An 18,609-nucleotide genomic window follows, 5' to 3' on the forward strand; every position below is an offset into this window, starting at 1 on the left:
GCCCGCCAGTATAACGCTGTAAGATGATTCCCACCAGTTTGAGAATGCCTTAATGCAACAATATTGTTCATTAGGCGAATATATTTTTATTTTATATTATCATAGTTATATATTTTGACGATTTTCCCTTTAATCTCCTGTTTGAGCTAGCAGATGGTCAAAAAAAACCAATTCCTGATTGTGGGGCATCTTTGTAGTTTTCTGGTGCTCCTTTACAGCCTCTCAATGTTGCTGCCTACTTTTGTGGCTCTGTTTTATAAAGAAAAAAGTGTTTTTGCTTTTTTTGAGACATTTGTCATTGGCTTGGCTACAGGTGGAATAGGCTGGTATTTTACCCGTAAAACCAAGGCACAACCCAGTACACAAGATGGATTTCTTATCATTGTACTTTTCTGGCTATTGTTCTCATTGCTGAGTGCTCTGCCTTTTGTACTCGATAAAAGTTTAAATATCAATTTGGTAGATGCAATGTTTGAAGGGATATCTGGCATTACGACTACCGGAGCCACGGTATTGAATGATGTCTCAGCCCTGCCAAAGTCCGTGCTCTATTATCGTGCTCAGCTCAATTTTATTGGTGGTTTGGGAGTCATTGTCCTTGCCGTTGCCATTTTGCCTTTATTGGGGATTGGTGGTGCCAAACTCTACCAATCAGAAATGCCCGGCCCTTTCAAAGAAGAACGGTTGACTCCCCGGCTCGCGGATGGTGCCAAGAGTTTGTGGGTAGTATATTTGTTGCTGGGTGGGCTCTGTTCAGCCAGTTTTTGGGCCGCAGGAATGTCGTGGTTTGACGCTATTGTCATGGGATCTCAACGGTGTCTTTGGGCGGATTTTCTACTCGCAATGAGAGTCTTGGTTATTACGACAGTGCAGCTATTGAAATGGTGGGGGGCATTTTTTCAGTCCTGTCAGCCGTCAACTTTACGCTCTATTTTGTTGCCCTGACGCGCAGGAGCTTAAAACCGCTGCTAAAAAATGCTGAATTGCAATTTTTCTTACTGGTGTTGGCGGTGATCGTTGGCATTATCTGGTTAGAATTATACCGTTCAGGCATGTATGGCGTGACAGAAGCCTTTGTTCACGGCTTTTTCATGACCAGTTCTATGATGACGGATAATGGTTTAGCAACCTCTGATTATGCTCAATGGCCTCCCCATACAATATTGCTATTGCTGGCAGTGAGTTTTTTTGGTGGCTGCGTGGGATCAACGTGTGGGGGCATTAAAGCTCTCCGTTTCATGATCCTGGCAAAACAGAGTGTGAGTGAGATTAACCAGCTCATTCATCCCAATGCCATCTCAACGATTAAGATTGGCAAATCAGTGGTTCAGGAGAGGGTATTGCGTTCTGTCTGGGGATTCTTCTTTCTCTATGTCTTTTTTAGTTGTTTTTTTATCTGGGCCTTGAATTTGCTCGGTTATGATTTGATGACGTCATTTGCCACTGCGGCGGCTTGTATTAATAACATGGGGATAGGATATGGTGCGACAGCGCAAGGATTCGGTGATCTTGACCCTATAGCGAAATGGATGATGTGTGCGGCCATGTTGTTGGGACGATTGGAAATTTACCCGATACTGATTTTATGTTCAAAAGCGTTTTGGCGTTTTTGAACAAAATGTCAGAGCGAACATCAATTAATGTTATGGCGCATTGGGCTAAGTTTCCACGAAATAATCATGCTTGCATTTGATATTAACAATGCGCTGATGTGTATCAGCGCATTGTATTTTAATGAATCGAGTTTTAATGGATCGTAGTTTTACTATTATAGTACAACGCGAACCAACTTAATTGACCCAACTCTTCATACAGCGTTTCAACTTGCTCAATATGTGTCGCATTGATGGTAATAGACACGGAATGGTAATTGCCTTTGCTGCTGGGTTTCACGACTGGAGAATAATCGCCTGGGGCATGGCGTTGAACAACTTCAATCACTTGATCCACCAGCTCAGCTTGAGCCAAGCCCATCACTTTGTAGGTGAATGAGCAGGGGAACTCAAGCAGTTCATTTAATTTCGTTTTCATGGATATTCCTAAAATATCTTTGCCACGGCGTGGTCATTTTCTAACGGTATGTAATCAATATAGGCGCTCAAGAAATCAGCCGAACCAGTGATGGAACATCAGTCGGATATAATCGATCATACGACTAAAGAAGCCACCTTCTTTGACTTCTTGCATCACAACTAATGGACGTTGTTCAATGGTTTTACCATCAAGCTGGAAGTTGATAGTCCCGACAACTTGATTTTTAGCGAGTGGTGCATGTAGCTCGGTATTGTCCAATACATAGCTAGCTTTCAGGTCTTTCAAACGGCCACGAGGGATAGTCAGGTAAACATTTTTGTCCACACCTAATTGCACCTTATCAGTATCACCATACCAGATTGGCTCTGACGCAAATTCTTTACCAACTTGTAGTGGTGAAACCGTCTCGAAGAAACGGAAACCCCACGTCAATAATTTCTTGCTGTCGGTTTCGCGCCCTTTGGAGGTTGGGCTACCCATTACCGCAGAAATCAGGCGCATATTGCCTTCGGTAGCAGAAGCAACCAGGTTATATCCCGCGCCGCTGGTGTGGCCTGTTTTAATACCATCAACATTCAGGCTCTTATCCCATAGCAAGCCATTGCGATTAGGCTGATGAATATTGTTGTAAGTAAAATCTTTTTCTTTGTAGATAGCATATTCATCTGGAACATCACGGATCAGGGCTTGGCCAATCAAAGCCATATCATGGGCAGAGCTGTATTGATCGTTGGCATCCAAACCATGCACGGTTTGAAAATGGGTATTTTTCAGCCCCAAACTTTGCACATATTGATTCATTAAGCTAACGAATGCATCTTGGCTGCCTGCCACATAGTCTGCCATCGCAACACAGGCATCGTTGCCAGATTGCAAGTTGATACCGCGGGAGAGCATAGCGACAGAAACTTGATCACCGGGTTTTAAAAACATCAGGGACGAGCCTTTAAATACCGGATTACCCGTTGCCCAGGCATCTTTACCTACAGTAACAATATCATCTGGTTTGATTTTTCCTGATTTGATGGCTTGGCCAATGACGTAGCTGGTCATCATTTTGGTCAGACTTGCAGGATCACGGCGGACATCTGCATCCTTTTCGGCCAATACCTTTCCTGAGTTGTAATCAATCAGAATATAGGCTTCTGAATCCAGTTCTGGTACACCAGGGATCATGGTCTTGAAATTATCATCCGCGTAGGCAGATGCGGAAATGCTGGCAGCCAGAGCAATGCCTAACGTGGCTCTTTTAATAAAACGGGAAGTAACTATGTATTTCATGATTGATTAGATAACATCCGTGAGAGAAGGATTGATAATAACTGACATAATAACAAATGAAAAAAAAGCTGACATTAAACAAAACTGAGTGCAGCAGATTTATCTGCCTGCTGACAGGAAAATATCAGCAGGCGGTGATGCTTTTTATCGCGTTATCGTGATTGTGTTTAAGGGATCAGGGGGCAACAATAAACGAAGATTGCTGCATCTGATCTGTCAATTTCTTTTGTAATTCCATAGCTTGCTGGCGGCTATTGAATGGTCCAAGCTGGACGCGATAGACGTTACCAAATGGGATAATACGCCCTTGAACATTAAAGCGCTGGCTCAATGACTGTTGCCATTCTTTGGCTTTTGGTTCAGCGCTGATTGCGCCTACTTGTACCATGTAACTGTTTGTTGATTCAGTTGCAGGGGAGGTAATAACTTGTTCAGCGGGTGGTTGTTTCTCTGTATTCTCGTTAGCAGGAAGCATTGATGATTGAGGACTAAGATTAGGTCTTTCAGGTAAAGCAAAGCTTTGTTTAACAATCGTCGATCCTTCTGTTCCCAGACCGGAAAGTGAGCCATCAGGTGAAACGAGAATGCCATCCAATTTTACTTTACTTTGTGGCATCAAATTGAGCCGCTCTGCTGCTGCATGAGATAATTCGATAATTTTCCCTGGCTTATTGTAAGGGCCGCGATCATTGATCCTAACAATCATCATGCGTCCATTGCTTAAGTTGGTGACACGAACATAACTTGGAATAGGCAGTGTCGGGTGTGCTGCCGCTAAAGCATAGGGACTTGCTCGTTCACCAATAGCAGTCAGTTTTCCATTGGAATCTTCCCCGAACCAACTCGCATAGCCTGTTTGGGTAAAGTGAGCAGGATCTTGTACTATGTGATAGGTTTGCCCATCCCGCTGATAATCTTGGTTGGCATTTGGATGGTAAGGTTCATATTGAGGCTCAGCCCCCATAACTTCACGAGTTGGAAGTGGGGGAAGAGAAGGTGTCCGAACGTTATCTGTTGTGGTACAACCTGATATTAGTACAGCCACGATGCTAAGTATAAGCCATTGTTGACGCATGAAACTTCTTCCTCATAAGCTTTTGGACAATAATTTACGATGCGTATGTATCGACATGATAATGCCGAACCCCGCCATTAGGACAATTAATGCTGATCCCCCATAACTAATCAACGGCAGGGGAACACCGACTACCGGCAGGATACCGCTTACCATGCCGATATTGACAAAAACATAAACAAAGAAAATCAGTGTCAATCCTCCAACCATGACTCGGCCAAAAGTATTCTGCGCTTTGGTTGCAATAAATAAACCCCGCATAATGACCAGCAAGTAGAGTACCAGCAAAACCAGGACGCCAATCAATCCCAACTCTTCAGACAGAACGGCAAAAATAAAATCGGTATGTCGCTCCGGCAGGAATTCCAACTGCGATTGAGTGCCTTGTAACCAGCCTTTTCCAAATATTCCCCCTGAGCCAATAGCTATTTTAGACTGAATAATATGGTAACCTTTGCCCAATGGGTCACTTTCTGGATCTAATAGCATCATAACGCGGGCGCGTTGGTAATCATGCATCAGGAAGAACCATAATATTGGAATGAAACAGGCAAGTAATAAAGCAGCAATACCAATGAGTTTCCAATTCATTCCCGCCAAAAATAGGATGAATATCCCAGAGGCAGCAATCAAAATAGATGTGCCTAAATCGGGTTGTGCTGCTACCAGTAGAGTAGGGACAAAGGTCAAAGCTAATGCAATGCCTGTATTTTTCAGTGAAGGTGGACAGAGATCTCGATTCATAAAGCGAGCTACCATCAAAGGCACGGCGATTTTGGCAATTTCTGATGGTTGGAAACGTACAATACCCAGATCCAGCCAACGCTGCGCCCCCTTACTAATTTGCCCAAAAACATCAACGAAGATGAGCAATATGACACAAACAATATAGAGATAGGGAGCCCAGTTTTCGTACATGCGTGGAGGAACCTGAGCTAAAGCGATCATCATGATGAGGCCCATGATGACCTGTCCTATTTTGCGCTCCATCATCTCAATGTCTTGCCCACTGGCACTCCACATAATGAAAAGGCTGTAGACCAGTAATGCCAGAACGCATAGCAATAATGGAATATCTATATGTAGTCGAGTCCAGAAAGGGATCTTGTTTGATGAATCTGTCATGGTGTTACTCAATAGTTTCTGTTTTGGGTAGCTTGTGTTTTGGCCGTATTGACTCCTGTTTCAGCGGCGGCGCTGGCAGGAGAGGTGTTTTTGCTATCCCTGAGTAAAATATGATCCAGAATTTGGCGAACAATAGTGCCGACAGGCGGCCCAGCGCCACCATTTTCAAGAATGATGGAAACGGCAACCGTCGGGTTGTCATAAGGTGCAAAGGCAATCATCAGCTTATGGTCACGTAGATGTTCAGCAAGCTTACTTGCATTATAGGTTTCGTAACTGAAAACCTGAGCTGTACCTGATTTAACCGCCGCTTTATATGGCGTACCGGCAAAGGATCTACGCGCTGTGCCATTTGGGGCATTGGCAACACCATACATGCCATCTTTAGCAATTTCCCAATACCCAGAATGAATATCCCCAATCGGTTCGCTGGCAGGGGGCTGGTAAGGCTGCATTTCGCCATTTACACGCGTATTCATCAAAAAATGGGGTGTTTTTACTACGCCATCATTAATCAAAGTCATTAAAGCTTTTACCATCTGCATAGGGGTTGCAGTCCAGTATCCTTGGCCGATACCAACGGAAATTGTATCGCCTTGATACCACGGTTTTTTATAGCGTTTAAGTTTCCATTCACGGGTCGGCATATTACCAGGATTTTCTTCTTTCAAATCAATGCCAGTAAATTGACCATAGCCGAATTTCGTCATCCATTCGGAGATCTTATCGATACCCATATCATAGGCGAGTTGATAGAAAAAAGTATCCGCTGACTCGACAATCGATTTGTGCACATTCAGTTTGCCATGCCCCCAACGCTTCCAATCACGGTAACGCTTCTCTGAGCCTGGCAGTTGCCACCATCCAGGATCATTGATGGTAGTGTTTTTTGTAATGACATCACTACTAAGGGCGGCAACGGCAATAAAAGGCTTCACTGTTGATGCTGGTGGATAAGCGCCTTGTGTGGCACGGTTAATTAAGGGACGATTGGGGTCATTGAGCAGAGATTTATAGTCCTGACTTGAAATACCATCGACAAACAGGTTCGGATCATAGCTTGGGTTGGAAACCATAGCCAACACCTCCCCTGTGCGGGGATCGGTAACAACAACGCCTGCCCGGCTGGTCGTCAGTATCTCTTCAATATAGGTTTGCAGCTCTAAGTCAATGGACAGGTAAATATCTTTGCCAGCTTGTGGTGGTTGTTCATGTAGCTGGCGGATCACTTTACCGCGGTTATTGACTTCGACTTCCTCATAACCTGGTTTGCCATGCAGAACGGATTCATAATAACGTTCAATACCCAATTTTCCGATATCATGGGTGGCGGCGTAGTCTGCAAAAATACCTTCTTTTTCTAGTCTATCTACATCCTTGTCGTTAATTTTGGCAACATAGCCAATCACATGGGTGAGAGCGGAACCATAGGGGTAATAGCGACGTTGGTATCCTTTGATTTCCAATCCCGTAAAGCGATATTGGTTGACGGAGAACCGAGCAACCTGAACTGGAGTCAATGATGTTTTTAGCGGAATGGAGGTAAAACGACGTGCACGTTGACGCTCTTTTTGGAAGGTTTCAATATCTTCGTCAGTCAATCCAACGACAGAGCGTAGCTCGGTTAGAGTCTTATCAAGATCAGCGACTTTTTGTGGCACAATTTCTAACTGATAAATAGTTCGGTTAGCCGCTAACGGTGTACCATTACGGTCATAAATGATACCCCTGCTTGGGGCTATGGGAACGAGCTTAATGCGATTTCCATTCGAGCGGGTTTGGTAATCTTCGTGGCGCGTAATCTGGAGATGATAGAGATTGGCAAATAGGATGCCTGTTAAAATAATAATGCCGATAAACGCCACGAATGCGCGGCGTATGAATAAGGCCGATTCAGCAGAATGATCGCGAAAAGGGGTTCGTTGATTCTTCATCCCATTGCCAGAATTCACGGTGTCAGATTACCCAATTTATTCCCGATGATAAGGGTGGTTAGTAGTGATGCTCCACGCCCGATAAAGGCTCTCCGCAACCAAAACTCGTACAAGAGGATGTGGCATGGTTAAAGGAGAAAGTGACCAGCTTTGTTCCGCGGCTGCTTTGCAGGCGGGCGCCAAGCCTTCAGGGCCACCAATTAACAGGCTGACGTTTCTGCCATCCAGTTTCCAGCGTTCAAGTTGTTGTGCCAATTGTGGGGTATCCCAACGAGAACCAGGAATATCCAGAGTCACAATACGATTACCTTTACCAACGGCAGCCAGCATCTGTTCGCCTTCTTTTTCCAGAATGCGTTTGATGTCAGCATTTTTGCCCCGTTTTCCCGCTGGAATTTCAATCAGCTCAAAAGGCATATCCTTGGGAAAACGATGCAAATAATCCATAAAGCCGGTCTGTACCCAGTCCGGCATTTTTGTTCCTACAGCGACCAGTTGTAACTTCAAACTCAACTCCAGAGTTTTTCCAATTCGTACATACGGCGACTGTCTTCTTGCATCACATGGACCATGATCTCGCCGAGATCGACGACTATCCAGTCTGAAATGCCTTGTCCTTCAACACCTAAAGGCATAATACCGGCTTGGCGGCAGTCATCCACCAGATGATCTGCCACAGACATCAAGTGGCGATTTGATGTTCCGGTGCAGATAACCATGCAGTCAGTAATGCTGGATTTTCCACGAACGTCTATAGAAACAATATCTTGTGCTTTGGAATCTTCAAGTCTATCAATAACAAATTGTTGTAGTTCTGTGCCTTGCAAAAGGATCACCTTTATTTCATCAAATTGGTTAAGTAACGCAGAATAATAGCACGCCAATCTCTATAAAAGTAAGCGAGTTAGCTGCAAATCACCGCATGGTTTCGTTATTTCTTATATAGTCCCTGTGAATCGATATAATTTTGTATCGATGGGGGCAGCAAATCATCACAACTTATTCCTTGTTGGTGACGCTGACGAATATCTGTTGCTGAAATGTTCAACAACGGAGTGGCCGCTAGGTAAATATAACCGTGAGGTTTTTGGCTCAGTGGGAGGGAAGAACCAATTTGGTGCTTTTCAAGCCACGATTGCATTCCTGGAGCCGTAAGTTGGCTTTGATAACCCGGACGGGAGCAGACCAACAGATGACAAATATCGAGCAACTCTTCCCACTTATGCCAGGTATGAATAGTTTGTAATGAATCCTGGCCAATGATGAATGCCAATGGATGTTGCTCACCGATTTCCTGACGAAAGGATTTCAGTGTTTCTATTGTGTAAGAAGGCGCTTGTCGCTCTAGTTCACGGGTATCCACAGTAAATAGAGGGTTACCCTGCACGGCTAGACGAACCATTTCCAGTCGTTGCTGGGCGGTTGCCTCTGGCTGAGGGCGGTGTGGGGGAACGTGATTTGGTAATAAGATAACCTGCTTGAGTCCCACTAATTGGGCCAGTGCTTCTACAGGGCGTAAATGACCATAATGGATAGGATCAAATGTGCCTCCAAATAATGCCTGAATAACCGGATAATTTCTATTAGTTACAAAATCAGTGTTATTGATTGGGGCAATATTCGTTGAGTCAATATCTTGATCGATATTGGTTGGATCAATAGATTCAAGCATTCAGGAAGTTCTCTGGTAATGGTTTTCCGCATAACAACATGGAAAGCGTTTCCAGGTCAGCCCAAATAGATTGGCTATAATCCTGTTTGACGCGCAGTTCCATCTGGGTCAACAAATGTATGGCAGATCGCAGCTCTCGCTGTGACAGGCGCTGTAGTGCAGTTGACAGCAAGGCTCTACGGTTTTGCCAAATCTTGTGTTGATCAAACAAAGTCTTTAAAGGGACGGTTGTACATTGACGCTTAAGTACCAGAAGCAGCATTAGCTCCCTCTGTATAGTACGGAGCAAAATAACCGTCTCGGTATCTTCCTGCCGCAGTTGTTTCAGTATATGCCATGCCCGCTTTATTTTTCCTGCCAGCAAAGCATCAACCCAATGATAAGGAGAAAAGTGAGCCGCATCGTTAACAGCTTCTTCTACACGAGGAAGTGTCAATCGATTATCAGGATAGAGCAGAGAAAGGCGCTCCAGGGCTTGGGTCATTGCCAATAGGTTTCCTTCATAGCAATAGCACAGTAATTGATTGGCTTCATTTTCCAGTAATAGCCCCATGTTTTTGGCACGTTGCGCCACCCATTGTGGCAGGCGATTTTGCTCAGGTGTCAAGCAACTGACATATACCCCATTTTGCCCAATTGTTTTGAACCAAGAACTATTTTCCTGCGCTTTCGTCAGCTTGTGTCCACGCAATATCAGCAGGATATCTGAATGCAGCAATCCTGACAGCTTGGTTAGCCGCTCTGCCATTGCGGCATTTGGACCATTTTCTGGAAGCAGCAGGTTGAGAGACTGACGGTTGGTAAACAGGCTAAGTGACTGACATAGATTAAAAATTTCATCCCAATCGGTATGGTTATCCAATGTAAAGGTGAAATTCTCCATAAAGCCATGTTGCTCAGCCACTTTGCGGATGCTGTCTTGACTTTCCTGCAATAGTAATGGTTCATTACCCCATAGCAGGTAGCTGCCTCGCAGCCCTTCATTGAGCTGCGAGGGAAGTTGTTCAGGATACAGTCGGATCATTGCTTCTGTGTAGCCGTAGCTTTTTGTTTTGCCTCGGCTTTCAGGAGTTCTGAGCTATGAACAGTCAGCAATTGGCGCATCAGTTGACGGGCAGCCTGTTCACGCATTTCCTGTTTAACCAGTTCATTTTCTGCATCTTTTGCCAGCGCTTCTAATGAGTTATCGAAGAAAGAACGATCAACCTTTGCCCGCAATGGATAGATGCTGCCATCTGGCATGAGAACTTGTGCATCAACATTCAGTACCAACAGACGTTCAGCCGCTTTACCATTCTGAAAGATAGAAACTGTCTCTTTGTTTTCATGAGAGCCAACCAATTTCAGAATAGGTAATGAAGCATTGCCATTTTCCACAATTTTGACATCGTTCAGCCGAAGTTGCTGACGTACTGCCCGTGCCAGGGGCCCATACGGGTCACCAGAACTTAATTGCAAGGTTTGCAACTCCTTTGGTACTTGTGTTGTGCCTCGAAGATGAAAACCACAGCCAGCGGTGACTAGCACCGCTAACCCGAGCAAAAATGTACAAATATGATGTCGTAGATTCTTTTCTACCACAAATAGGATCTCCTGTTATCAGCCTACAACCAGATTCAGTAACTTACCTGGAACATAGATGACCTTGCGGATACTAACGTCTTCAAGATATTTCTTCACACCGTATTCTTGCGTTGCCATCTCTTGGACATACTCTTTTGTTGCATCTGCCGGTACCGTAATGCGACCACGAACCTTACCGTTAATTTGGATAATGACCAGTTTAGTATCGTCTACCATTGCCTGCTCATCAGCTTGTGGCCATTCCACAGTGTCAATGTCCCCCTCATTACCAAGTGCTTTCCACATGACGAAGCAAGCGTGCGGTGTAATCGGTGAAAGCATACGCACAATCGCTGTTACTGCTTCTTGCATCAGAGCACGATCTTGCTCTGTTTCCTGTGGTGCACGAGTCAGTTTATTCATCAGCTCCATGATGGCCGCAATGGCAGTATTGAATGCTTGACGGCGACCAACATCATCAGTGACTTTCGCAATGGTTTTGTGCAAATCACGGCGCAGATCTTTCTGTTCTGTCGTCAGATTGCTGATATCCAGTGGCTGGGTTGTCCCTTTGTTGCTGTGCTCGTAAACCAGACGCCAAACACGTTTCAGGAAGCGGTTAGCACCTTCCACGCCAGACTCTTGCCATTCCAGGGTCAGTTCTGGTGGTGCAGCGAACATCATAAACAGACGAACGGTATCTGCACCGTATTTATCGACCATAATTTGTGGATCGATACCATTGTTCTTGGATTTTGACATTTTGCTCATGCCGGTATAAACCAGCTCATGGCCGTCTTTATCTGTTGCTTTGACAATACGACCTTTCTCGTCGCGCTCAACAATGGCATCAGTTGGAGATACCCAGACTTTCTCACCGCTATTGCCGGTATAGTAGAAGGCATCAGCCAGAACCATGCCTTGGCACAGCAGGCGCTTGGCAGGTTCATCAGAGTTGACCATGCCAGCATCACGCATCAATTTATGGAAGAAACGGAAGTACATCAGGTGCATGATAGCGTGTTCAATACCACCGATGTATTGATCCACTGGCAACCAATAGTTAGCCGCTGCCGGATCCAACATGCCTTTATCATAATCTGGGCAGGTATAGCGTGCGTAATACCATGAGGATTCCATAAAGGTATCAAAGGTATCAGTTTCAAGCAGTGCAGGCTGGCCGTTAATGGTCGTTTTTGCCCATTCAGGATTCGCTTTAATTGGGCTGGTGATCCCATCCATCACGACATCTTCTGGCAAAATTACCGGTAATTGATCTTCTGGAACAGGGACAACAGTGCCATCTTCCAGTGTTGCCATTGGAATTGGCGCACCCCAATAACGTTGACGCGAAACGCCCCAGTCACGCAGGCGGTAATTGACTTTACGCTGTCCGACGCCCATTGCAACCAGTTTGTCTGCGATAGCATTGAAGCCTTCTTCATGGCTCAGGCCACTGAATTCACCGGAATTGACCAGCGCATTTTTATCAGTAACCGCTGCTTCCTGAACGTTTGGTATATTACCATCGTTGTCCAGAATAACGGCTTTTATTGGCAGGCTGTATTTAGTGGCAAATTCCCAGTCACGTTGATCGTGTCCTGGAACAGCCATCACCGCACCAGTGCCGTATTCCATCAAGACAAAGTTAGCAACCCAGATAGCGAGTTTTTCATTGGTTAATGGATGAATGACAAACATGCCAGTTGACATGCCTTTTTTCTCCATCGTTGCCATATCAGCTTCGGCAACTTTGGTATTACGGCATTCGTCAATAAATTTCACCAGTTCAGGATTATTTTCCGCAGCTTGCTTTGCCAGAGGATGACCTGCTGCCACTGCGACATAAGTGACTCCCATGAAAGTATCAGGGCGTGTAGTGTAAACGGTGAGTTTTTCCTGACTGTCAGCAACATTGAACGTGATTTCGACACCTTCAGAACGGCCAATCCAGTTGCGTTGCATGGTCTTGACCTGTTCCGGCCAATCTTCCAGTTTATCCAGATCGTTTAGCAGCTCTTCTGCGTAAGCGGTGATCTTAATGAACCATTGTGGGATCTCTTTACGCTCAACCTGGGTATCACAACGCCAGCAACAGCCATCAATAACCTGCTCATTTGCGAGAACAGTCAGATCATGTGGGCACCAGTTAACGGCGGAAGTTTTTTTGTATACCAGACCTTTTTCGTACAATTTAGTGAAGAACCACTGTTCCCAGCGATAGTATTCTGGCGTACAGGTCGTGACTTCACGATCCCAATCATAGCCAAAACCCAGTTGTTTTAACTGGCTTTTCATGTATTCAATGTTGGAATACGTCCACGGAGCTGGGGCGGTATTATTCTTGACCGCTGCGCCTTCTGCTGGCAAACCAAACGCATCCCAACCGATAGGTTGCAATACGTTTTTGCCCAGCATGCGCTGATAACGGGAAATTACATCACCCATAGTGTAGTTACGGACGTGGCCCATATGTAGTCGGCCAGAAGGATAAGGTAGCATGGACAGGCAATAGTATTTTTCTTTGCTGCTGTCTTCTGTCACTTTGAACGTTCGCTTCTCTTGCCAATGAAGCTGGACTTGTTGTTCTATGTCTTCTGGGCGATATTGTTCTTGCATGGCACCGATAATCCTATGGTGAGTAATAAAGCTACGCCTTTAGCGCGTTTAGTTTGTTTATGAAATCTAAGGTTCCATAGCATAGCTGATAAGGGATAGGGGCAACAACTCTTGTTAAAGGCGGAATGCGGAAAATTACTTATTTTTAGGGAAAATTTAAAATCGGCGGTAGTTTTGCCTGCCGCCGATAAGGAAAAATCAGTGTAGAATTTTCGCCAGAAAATCGCGGGCGCGCTCCGATTTTGGGTTAGCAAAGAAATCTTCTTTCTTACTGTCTTCGACAATTTTGCCTTCATCCATGAAAATAACGCGATGTGCTACTTTCTTGGCAAATCCCATTTCATGGGTGACGACCATCATGGTCATGCCTTCGTTCGCCAATTCCACCATAACATCCAGTACTTCATTAATCATTTCAGGATCAAGGGCAGAAGTAGGCTCATCAAACAGCATTGCAATAGGATCCATGCAGAGTGCACGGGCAATGGCAACACGTTGTTGCTGGCCACCGGAGAGTTGTGCAGGAAATTTATCCGCATGGCTGGCTAACCCAACTCGCTCTAGCAGTTTTAAGCCTTTTTCAGTCGCTTCTTTCTTGTCGCGCTTTAACACTTTAACTTGAGCCAGTGTCAGGTTTTCAATAATCGATAGGTGAGGAAAAAGTTCAAAGTGCTGAAACACCATCCCCACCTTGGAGCGCAATTGTGCCAGATTGGTGCTCTTGTCATTGACTTTTGTGTCGTTTACTCGAATTTCACCTTGCTGGACAGGTTCAAGACCATTGACCGTTTTTATCAGTGTGGACTTACCGGAACCAGATGGCCCACATACCACGACTACTTCGCCTTTTTTGACTTCAGTTGAGCAGTCAGTAAGAACCTGAAATTGGCCATACCACTTGGATACATTTTTCAGGGAAATCATCAAACAGTCCTTTTCTTCAAATAGTTAACCAGCATAGAAGCGGAAAAACTAATCACAAAATAAACAAAGCCGGCAAACAGAACCATTTCAATTTGGGTTCCATCGCGCTCACCAATATTCGTTGCTGTACGGAAAAAATCCGCCAGACTCAATACATATACCAGAGAAGTATCCTGGAATAATACAATGCCTTGTGTTAGCAGCAATGGGATCATGGCCCGAAATGCTTGTGGCAGTATGACCAACCGCATGCTTTGCAATTGAGTCATACCCAGTGCCAGCGCAGCAGAAGATTGCCCGCGGGAAATACTCTGAATACCTGCCCGAATTATTTCGGCGTAGTAAGCTGCCTCAAAGAGCGAAAAAGCTACCATTGCAGAAATTAAACGGATATCGGTTTTTGGTGAAATACCTAGAATATTTTGTAATAAGTTAGGCACAATCAGATAAAACCACAGTAATACCATCACCAGTGGAACGGAGCGGAACAGGTTAACATATAGGGCTGCAAACCAGCTTAATGCCTTGATGGATGAGAGGCGCATTATCGCCAGCATGGTTCCCCAGACAATGCCGATGATAACGGCTATTACGGTAATTTTTGCCGTTATCGATAATCCATCCAGAAGGAAGGGTAAACTTGGTACAATTGAACTCCAGTCAAACTGATACATTTTTTATCGCCCCCCCATATTGCCGGGTAAACGTACTTTTTTCTCCAGTATGTTCATGGCAAGCATGATCACCAGGTTGATACCTATATAAGCCAGAGTGATCGCTGTGAATGATTCATAGGCGTGAGCGGAATAATCCAGCAATTTATTGGCCTGAGCAGCCATATCAACCAACCCGATTGTGGAAGCAATGGCAGAATTTTTCACCAAATTGAGCATTTCTGAGGTCATGGGGGGAATTATCACTCGGTAGGCGTTTGGCAGCAGAACGTAACGGTAGGTTTGTGGCAAGGTTAGCCCCATTGCCAGACCTGCGGCTTTTTGCCCTCTTGGGAGTGACTGAATTGCCGCGCGAACTTGCTCACATACACGGGCAGCAGTGAATAACCCTAAGCAGATGACTGAGGAGATAAAAAATTGGATATTGGGGTCCAGCTCCATTTTGAACCAATCACTCAGATTTTTTGGCAGGAATTCAGGAACCACCAGATACCAGGTAAAGAATTGGACAATAAGAGGAACGTTGCGAAATAACTCCACATAACACGTTCCAAGCCCGGAAAGAAATTTATTCGGGACTGTGCGAAGAATACCGAATAATGAACCGACAACGAATGCAATGATCCAGGCACAAGCGGAAAGTGCCACCGTTACCTGAAAACCAGAAATAAGCCACCCCAGATAGGTGGTATTACCAAAAGGGGCGGCTTGTAAAAAGATGCCCCAATCCCAATTAGTGGACATAATCGAACTCCCTGATATGGGGTTAGCTGTCATTCATCGAATTTAAATCTGGAAAAAATGAGGTAGGGAACGACTACCTCATACCCGTCTTGCCAATGAAATCGGGATTTTGTTTGCTTAATTCAATGCCTTATCGTTTGGTGACTTAAACAAAGCTCTCATTTCATCTGACATAGAGAAGTTTAAATTCAGGTTCTTAGGTGGAATGGGTTCTTTGAACCAGCGATTAAACATTTTTTCTGCTTCACCGGAGGTTTGTGTTTTGGCAATAACGTCATCAATCAATTTCTTGAATTGAGGATCATTTTTGCGCAGCATACAGCCGTAGGCTTCTTCTGATTGTGGTTTGCCAACAATGATCCATTGATCGGGTTTTTTAGCTTTCGCGCGTTCACCAGCGAGTAAAGCATCATCCATCATAAAGGCGACAGCACGACCTGATTCCAGAGTACGAAATGAATCACCGTGGTCTTTGGCGCTGATAATACGCATTTTCATTTGCTTTTCATCGTTGAGTTTATTTAACAAGATTTCAGAGGTTGTACCAGAAGTCACCACAACATTTTTTCCTGCAAGATCATCAAACCCCTTGATGCCTGAATCTTTTTTGGTCAGCAGGCGAGTACCGACGGAAAAGATGGTATTGGAGAATGCCGCTTGTTTCTGTCGTTCAACGTTGTTGGTGGTAGAGCCACATTCAAAATCGAAAGTACCGTTTTGTAGCAGAGGAATACGGTTCTGGGAGGTAATCGGGATCAGCTTAATTTGCAAATTAGGCATATCGAGCTTTTTCTTGACGGCATCAACGATCAGGTTGGAATAGTCTTGGGAATAACCAACGACATTTTGTTGATTATCGTAGTAAGAGAATGGAACCGACGATTCTCGGTGTCCAACAACGATGATGCCGTTATCTTTGATTTTTTTCAGTGTTCCTGTCAATTCCTCAGCATGGGCAGTCCCGACTGCGCTAAGCAACATCATAGTTAACATCAACTTACGCATATACAGCTCCTTTATCTGGTTATTTTTTGTGAAATTGAATTTGCTTACAAATAATTGTGTTTTTGCATGTTTCTACATAAATAAGACTGTCGAAACGATTTTTCGTGTTATTTTGTTTATATGTCGTAAAAAAATAATTCAAAATGTTACTTTTTTGAAACCATAATGTTTCTATTTCGCGACCTACATCGCACTATAAATAAACAATTTCATTTATGTGTGGTTAAAAAGAGAATAATATTGAATAGTGTTCACACTTTGTACTATTTAAAATAATATTTTGTTTTAGAGGGTATTTTATGGTGATATATGTGAGGAATTATTGTTATTTCGGTGATGAAATCGATAGTTAAATGAAATCAGGACATAAGTAATATGCCCTGATCACTATTAACGTTTAATTACAGGAAAATAGAAACTCAAGCTTTGCGGCGTTTTTTTATCAAAGCAAAGATAAAAAACAGGGCACTTGCTCCCCATATTGGCCAATTGCCGAAGCGAAAATAAGGTGTTATCCCTGTGGCTGGGGTTACTTTGGTTTCCAATACCTGTCGGGTAAATTGTGGAAGTTCAGCCTGAATGGAGCCATCCGGGTTAATTACTGCTGTAACACCATTATTTGTTCCTCTTAGCAGAGGACGGCCTAGTTCAAGAGCACGCATCCGTGCCATTTGGAAATGCTGCCAAGGGCCAATGGAACGTCCAAACCAGGCATCATTAGAAACGGTCAAGAGGAACTCGGTGTCAGGTTTGAAATTATCACGCACCTGTTCACCCAAAATAATTTCGTAGCAGATAGCGGCAGTAATGTTGTGCCCGGCAACAGAAAGTTGAGGCTGGATGTAATTACCTTGGCTAAAAGAAGACATCGGCAAATTGAATAAAGGTGCTAGTGGCCGCAGTATTGATGCCAATGGCACGAACTCACCAAACGGTACCAGGTGATGTTTATCGTAGCGGGTTGGTGCTGGGTATTGGTAAGGTATCTTATCCCCTAATACGATGATGCTGTTATAGAATTTATAGCCTTCCAACGTCGGTCGGGCGTCCACAATGCCAGTGATTAAGCTGGTATTATGTTTTCTCAGCACGGTATCCAGTTTAGTCAGAAAATCACTCTGGTTATATTCATAATCAGGAATAGCAGATTCCGGCCAGATGATGATTGGCGTTTTACCGATGAAGGGGCGACTGTTATCCAAATAGATATCCAGTGTTTTCCCAAGAGCGCTGGACTCCCACTTAATGGCTTGGGGAATATTACCTTGAACCAAAGCAATATCAGTGGCTTTTTCTGGTTGTAGGGTATACCACTGGTAATGCCTCATTGACCACGGCAACAGTAGCAGGATAATGGCGAAAATAGCTGCGGAAATTTTTTTCTGGGTAACAGCAACAACCAGCAATCCGCTGATCATCATCAGTAAGAAGGTAATACCTTCTACACCCAGAATAGGCGCAATGGCTTTCATCGGGCCATCAATTTGGCTGTAACCAAATTGTAACCACGGAAACCCAGATAACACCCAACCACGCAAGAATTCTGTCAATTGCCACAGCGCTGGACTGGCTATAACCAGCCTGATGCTATTAGAAGCCGGAAAAAAGCGGTTCAATACACCAGTAAATAAAGCGGGATAAAGGGCAAGATAGGCAGATAGCAAGATCACCAAAAAGATATTGATAGCGGTTGGCATGCCACCAAAGTCAGCGATACTGACATAAACCCAGTTTGCGCCACTGCCGAATAAGCCAAGGCCCCAGCATAAACCAATCAAGCAAGCCTGGCGGGTTGTTCTGTTTAAAGAAAGGATTTGCAAGCCAAAAAGGGAAACAAGAGCAGCAGGCCAGAAATCAAAAGGTGAAAAAGCCAGCGTTCCACTGGCTCCGAAGAAAAGTGCCAGCACGGCACGTAACCGCTGGCAACTCATTAATGAGGCTTTGTTCATCCAGATCCTA

General features: G+C 44.4%; 15 protein-coding genes and 2 pseudogenes. 1 reads left to right on the forward strand and 16 read right to left on the reverse strand.

What is annotated here, in order from left to right:
• Window positions 1–153: 153 nt before the first annotated feature.
• A pseudogene (locus tag AAC853_RS12105) lies at window positions 154–1,613 on the forward strand (TrkH family potassium uptake protein).
• 155 nt (window positions 1,614–1,768) lie between these two features.
• Here AAC853_RS12105 and ybeD read toward each other — a convergent pair.
• From ybeD to lnt, 16 genes and pseudogenes are all read right to left on the reverse strand, one after another.
• A pseudogene (gene ybeD / locus AAC853_RS12110) lies at window positions 1,769–2,031 on the reverse strand (DUF493 family protein YbeD).
• A 75-nt stretch (window positions 2,032–2,106) separates the two neighbouring features.
• Window positions 2,107–3,315 (reverse strand): D-alanyl-D-alanine carboxypeptidase DacA, encoded by a 1,209-nt coding sequence (gene dacA, locus AAC853_RS12115; RefSeq protein WP_340614708.1) that lies wholly within the window; start codon window positions 3,313–3,315, stop codon window positions 2,107–2,109.
• A 175-nt stretch (window positions 3,316–3,490) separates the two neighbouring features.
• Window positions 3,491–4,390, reverse strand: a complete 900-nt coding sequence (gene rlpA / locus AAC853_RS12120) for an endolytic peptidoglycan transglycosylase RlpA (protein ID WP_338882947.1) — start codon at window positions 4,388–4,390, stop codon at window positions 3,491–3,493.
• 12 nt (window positions 4,391–4,402) lie between these two features.
• A complete protein-coding gene (gene mrdB, locus AAC853_RS12125; RefSeq protein ID WP_338882946.1) occupies window positions 4,403–5,515 on the reverse strand; it encodes a peptidoglycan glycosyltransferase MrdB in 1,113 nt (370 codons plus the stop codon).
• An 8-nt stretch (window positions 5,516–5,523) separates the two neighbouring features.
• Window positions 5,524–7,449 (reverse strand): peptidoglycan DD-transpeptidase MrdA, encoded by a 1,926-nt coding sequence (gene mrdA, locus AAC853_RS12130; RefSeq protein ID WP_338882945.1) that lies wholly within the window; start codon window positions 7,447–7,449, stop codon window positions 5,524–5,526.
• 36 nt (window positions 7,450–7,485) lie between these two features.
• Window positions 7,486–7,956 (reverse strand): 23S rRNA (pseudouridine(1915)-N(3))-methyltransferase RlmH, encoded by a 471-nt coding sequence (gene rlmH, locus AAC853_RS12135; protein ID WP_189760560.1) that lies wholly within the window; start codon window positions 7,954–7,956, stop codon window positions 7,486–7,488.
• Window positions 7,957–7,958: 2 nt separating this feature from the next.
• Window positions 7,959–8,285 (reverse strand): ribosome silencing factor, encoded by a 327-nt coding sequence (rsfS, locus tag AAC853_RS12140; protein ID WP_189760561.1) that lies wholly within the window; start codon window positions 8,283–8,285, stop codon window positions 7,959–7,961.
• Window positions 8,286–8,380: 95 nt separating this feature from the next.
• Complete coding sequence (gene nadD / locus AAC853_RS12145) at window positions 8,381–9,121, reverse strand: nicotinate-nucleotide adenylyltransferase (protein WP_338882943.1); 741 nt, start codon at window positions 9,119–9,121, stop codon at window positions 8,381–8,383.
• Window positions 9,114–10,145 carry a DNA polymerase III subunit delta gene (gene holA / locus AAC853_RS12150; protein WP_340614709.1) on the reverse strand — a complete coding sequence of 344 codons (1,032 nt, stop codon included), beginning with the start codon at window positions 10,143–10,145 and terminating at the stop codon, window positions 9,114–9,116. Before holA ends, nadD begins: the two co-directional genes overlap by 8 nt.
• Complete coding sequence (gene lptE / locus AAC853_RS12155) at window positions 10,142–10,702, reverse strand: LPS assembly lipoprotein LptE (RefSeq protein ID WP_340614710.1); 561 nt, start codon at window positions 10,700–10,702, stop codon at window positions 10,142–10,144. Before lptE ends, holA begins: the two co-directional genes overlap by 4 nt.
• Before the next feature lie 18 nt (window positions 10,703–10,720).
• Complete coding sequence (leuS, locus tag AAC853_RS12160; RefSeq protein WP_340614711.1) at window positions 10,721–13,303, reverse strand: leucine--tRNA ligase; 2,583 nt, start codon at window positions 13,301–13,303, stop codon at window positions 10,721–10,723.
• A 198-nt stretch (window positions 13,304–13,501) separates the two neighbouring features.
• Window positions 13,502–14,227 (reverse strand): amino acid ABC transporter ATP-binding protein, encoded by a 726-nt coding sequence (locus AAC853_RS12165; RefSeq protein ID WP_086108039.1) that lies wholly within the window; start codon window positions 14,225–14,227, stop codon window positions 13,502–13,504.
• On the reverse strand, window positions 14,227–14,901 hold the full coding sequence (gltK, locus tag AAC853_RS12170) for a glutamate/aspartate ABC transporter permease GltK (RefSeq protein WP_340614712.1): 675 nt from the start codon (window positions 14,899–14,901) through the stop codon (window positions 14,227–14,229). The genes AAC853_RS12165 and gltK overlap by 1 nt, the downstream gene beginning before the upstream one ends.
• Window positions 14,902–14,904: 3 nt before the next feature.
• Window positions 14,905–15,645, reverse strand: coding sequence for an amino acid ABC transporter permease (locus AAC853_RS12175; protein WP_340614713.1), 741 nt, complete (start codon window positions 15,643–15,645; stop codon window positions 14,905–14,907).
• Between the two features lie 117 nt (window positions 15,646–15,762).
• On the reverse strand, window positions 15,763–16,650 hold the full coding sequence (locus AAC853_RS12180; RefSeq protein WP_422824210.1) for an amino acid ABC transporter substrate-binding protein: 888 nt from the start codon (window positions 16,648–16,650) through the stop codon (window positions 15,763–15,765).
• A 419-nt stretch (window positions 16,651–17,069) separates the two neighbouring features.
• Window positions 17,070–18,599 carry an apolipoprotein N-acyltransferase gene (lnt, locus tag AAC853_RS12185; RefSeq protein ID WP_340614714.1) on the reverse strand — a complete coding sequence of 510 codons (1,530 nt, stop codon included), beginning with the start codon at window positions 18,597–18,599 and terminating at the stop codon, window positions 17,070–17,072.
• Between the last annotated feature and the right edge of the window lie 10 nt (window positions 18,600–18,609).

It is taken from the genome of Xenorhabdus thailandensis (assembly GCF_037996785.1).
Lineage (GTDB): Bacteria > Pseudomonadota > Gammaproteobacteria > Enterobacterales > Enterobacteriaceae > Xenorhabdus > Xenorhabdus griffiniae.

Coding starts and splice junctions, on each gene's coding strand:
- dacA (WP_340614708.1), bottom strand. CDS start 3,315: ATGAAATACATAGTTACTTCCCGTTTTATTAAAAGAGCCACGTTAGGC.
- rlpA (WP_338882947.1), bottom strand. CDS start 4,390: ATGCGTCAACAATGGCTTATACTTAGCATCGTGGCTGTACTAATATCA.
- mrdB (WP_338882946.1), bottom strand. CDS start 5,515: ATGACAGATTCATCAAACAAGATCCCTTTCTGGACTCGACTACATATA.
- mrdA (WP_338882945.1), bottom strand. CDS start 7,449: ATGAAGAATCAACGAACCCCTTTTCGCGATCATTCTGCTGAATCGGCC.
- nadD (WP_338882943.1), bottom strand. CDS start 9,121: ATGCTTGAATCTATTGATCCAACCAATATCGATCAAGATATTGACTCA.
- holA (WP_340614709.1), bottom strand. CDS start 10,145: ATGATCCGACTGTATCCTGAACAACTTCCCTCGCAGCTCAATGAAGGG.
- leuS (WP_340614711.1), bottom strand. CDS start 13,303: ATGCAAGAACAATATCGCCCAGAAGACATAGAACAACAAGTCCAGCTT.
- AAC853_RS12165 (WP_086108039.1), bottom strand. CDS start 14,227: ATGATTTCCCTGAAAAATGTATCCAAGTGGTATGGCCAATTTCAGGTT.
- gltK (WP_340614712.1), bottom strand. CDS start 14,901: ATGTATCAGTTTGACTGGAGTTCAATTGTACCAAGTTTACCCTTCCTT.
- AAC853_RS12175 (WP_340614713.1), bottom strand. CDS start 15,645: ATGTCCACTAATTGGGATTGGGGCATCTTTTTACAAGCCGCCCCTTTT.
- AAC853_RS12180 (WP_422824210.1), bottom strand. CDS start 16,650: ATGCGTAAGTTGATGTTAACTATGATGTTGCTTAGCGCAGTCGGGACT.
- lnt (WP_340614714.1), bottom strand. CDS start 18,599: ATGAACAAAGCCTCATTAATGAGTTGCCAGCGGTTACGTGCCGTGCTG.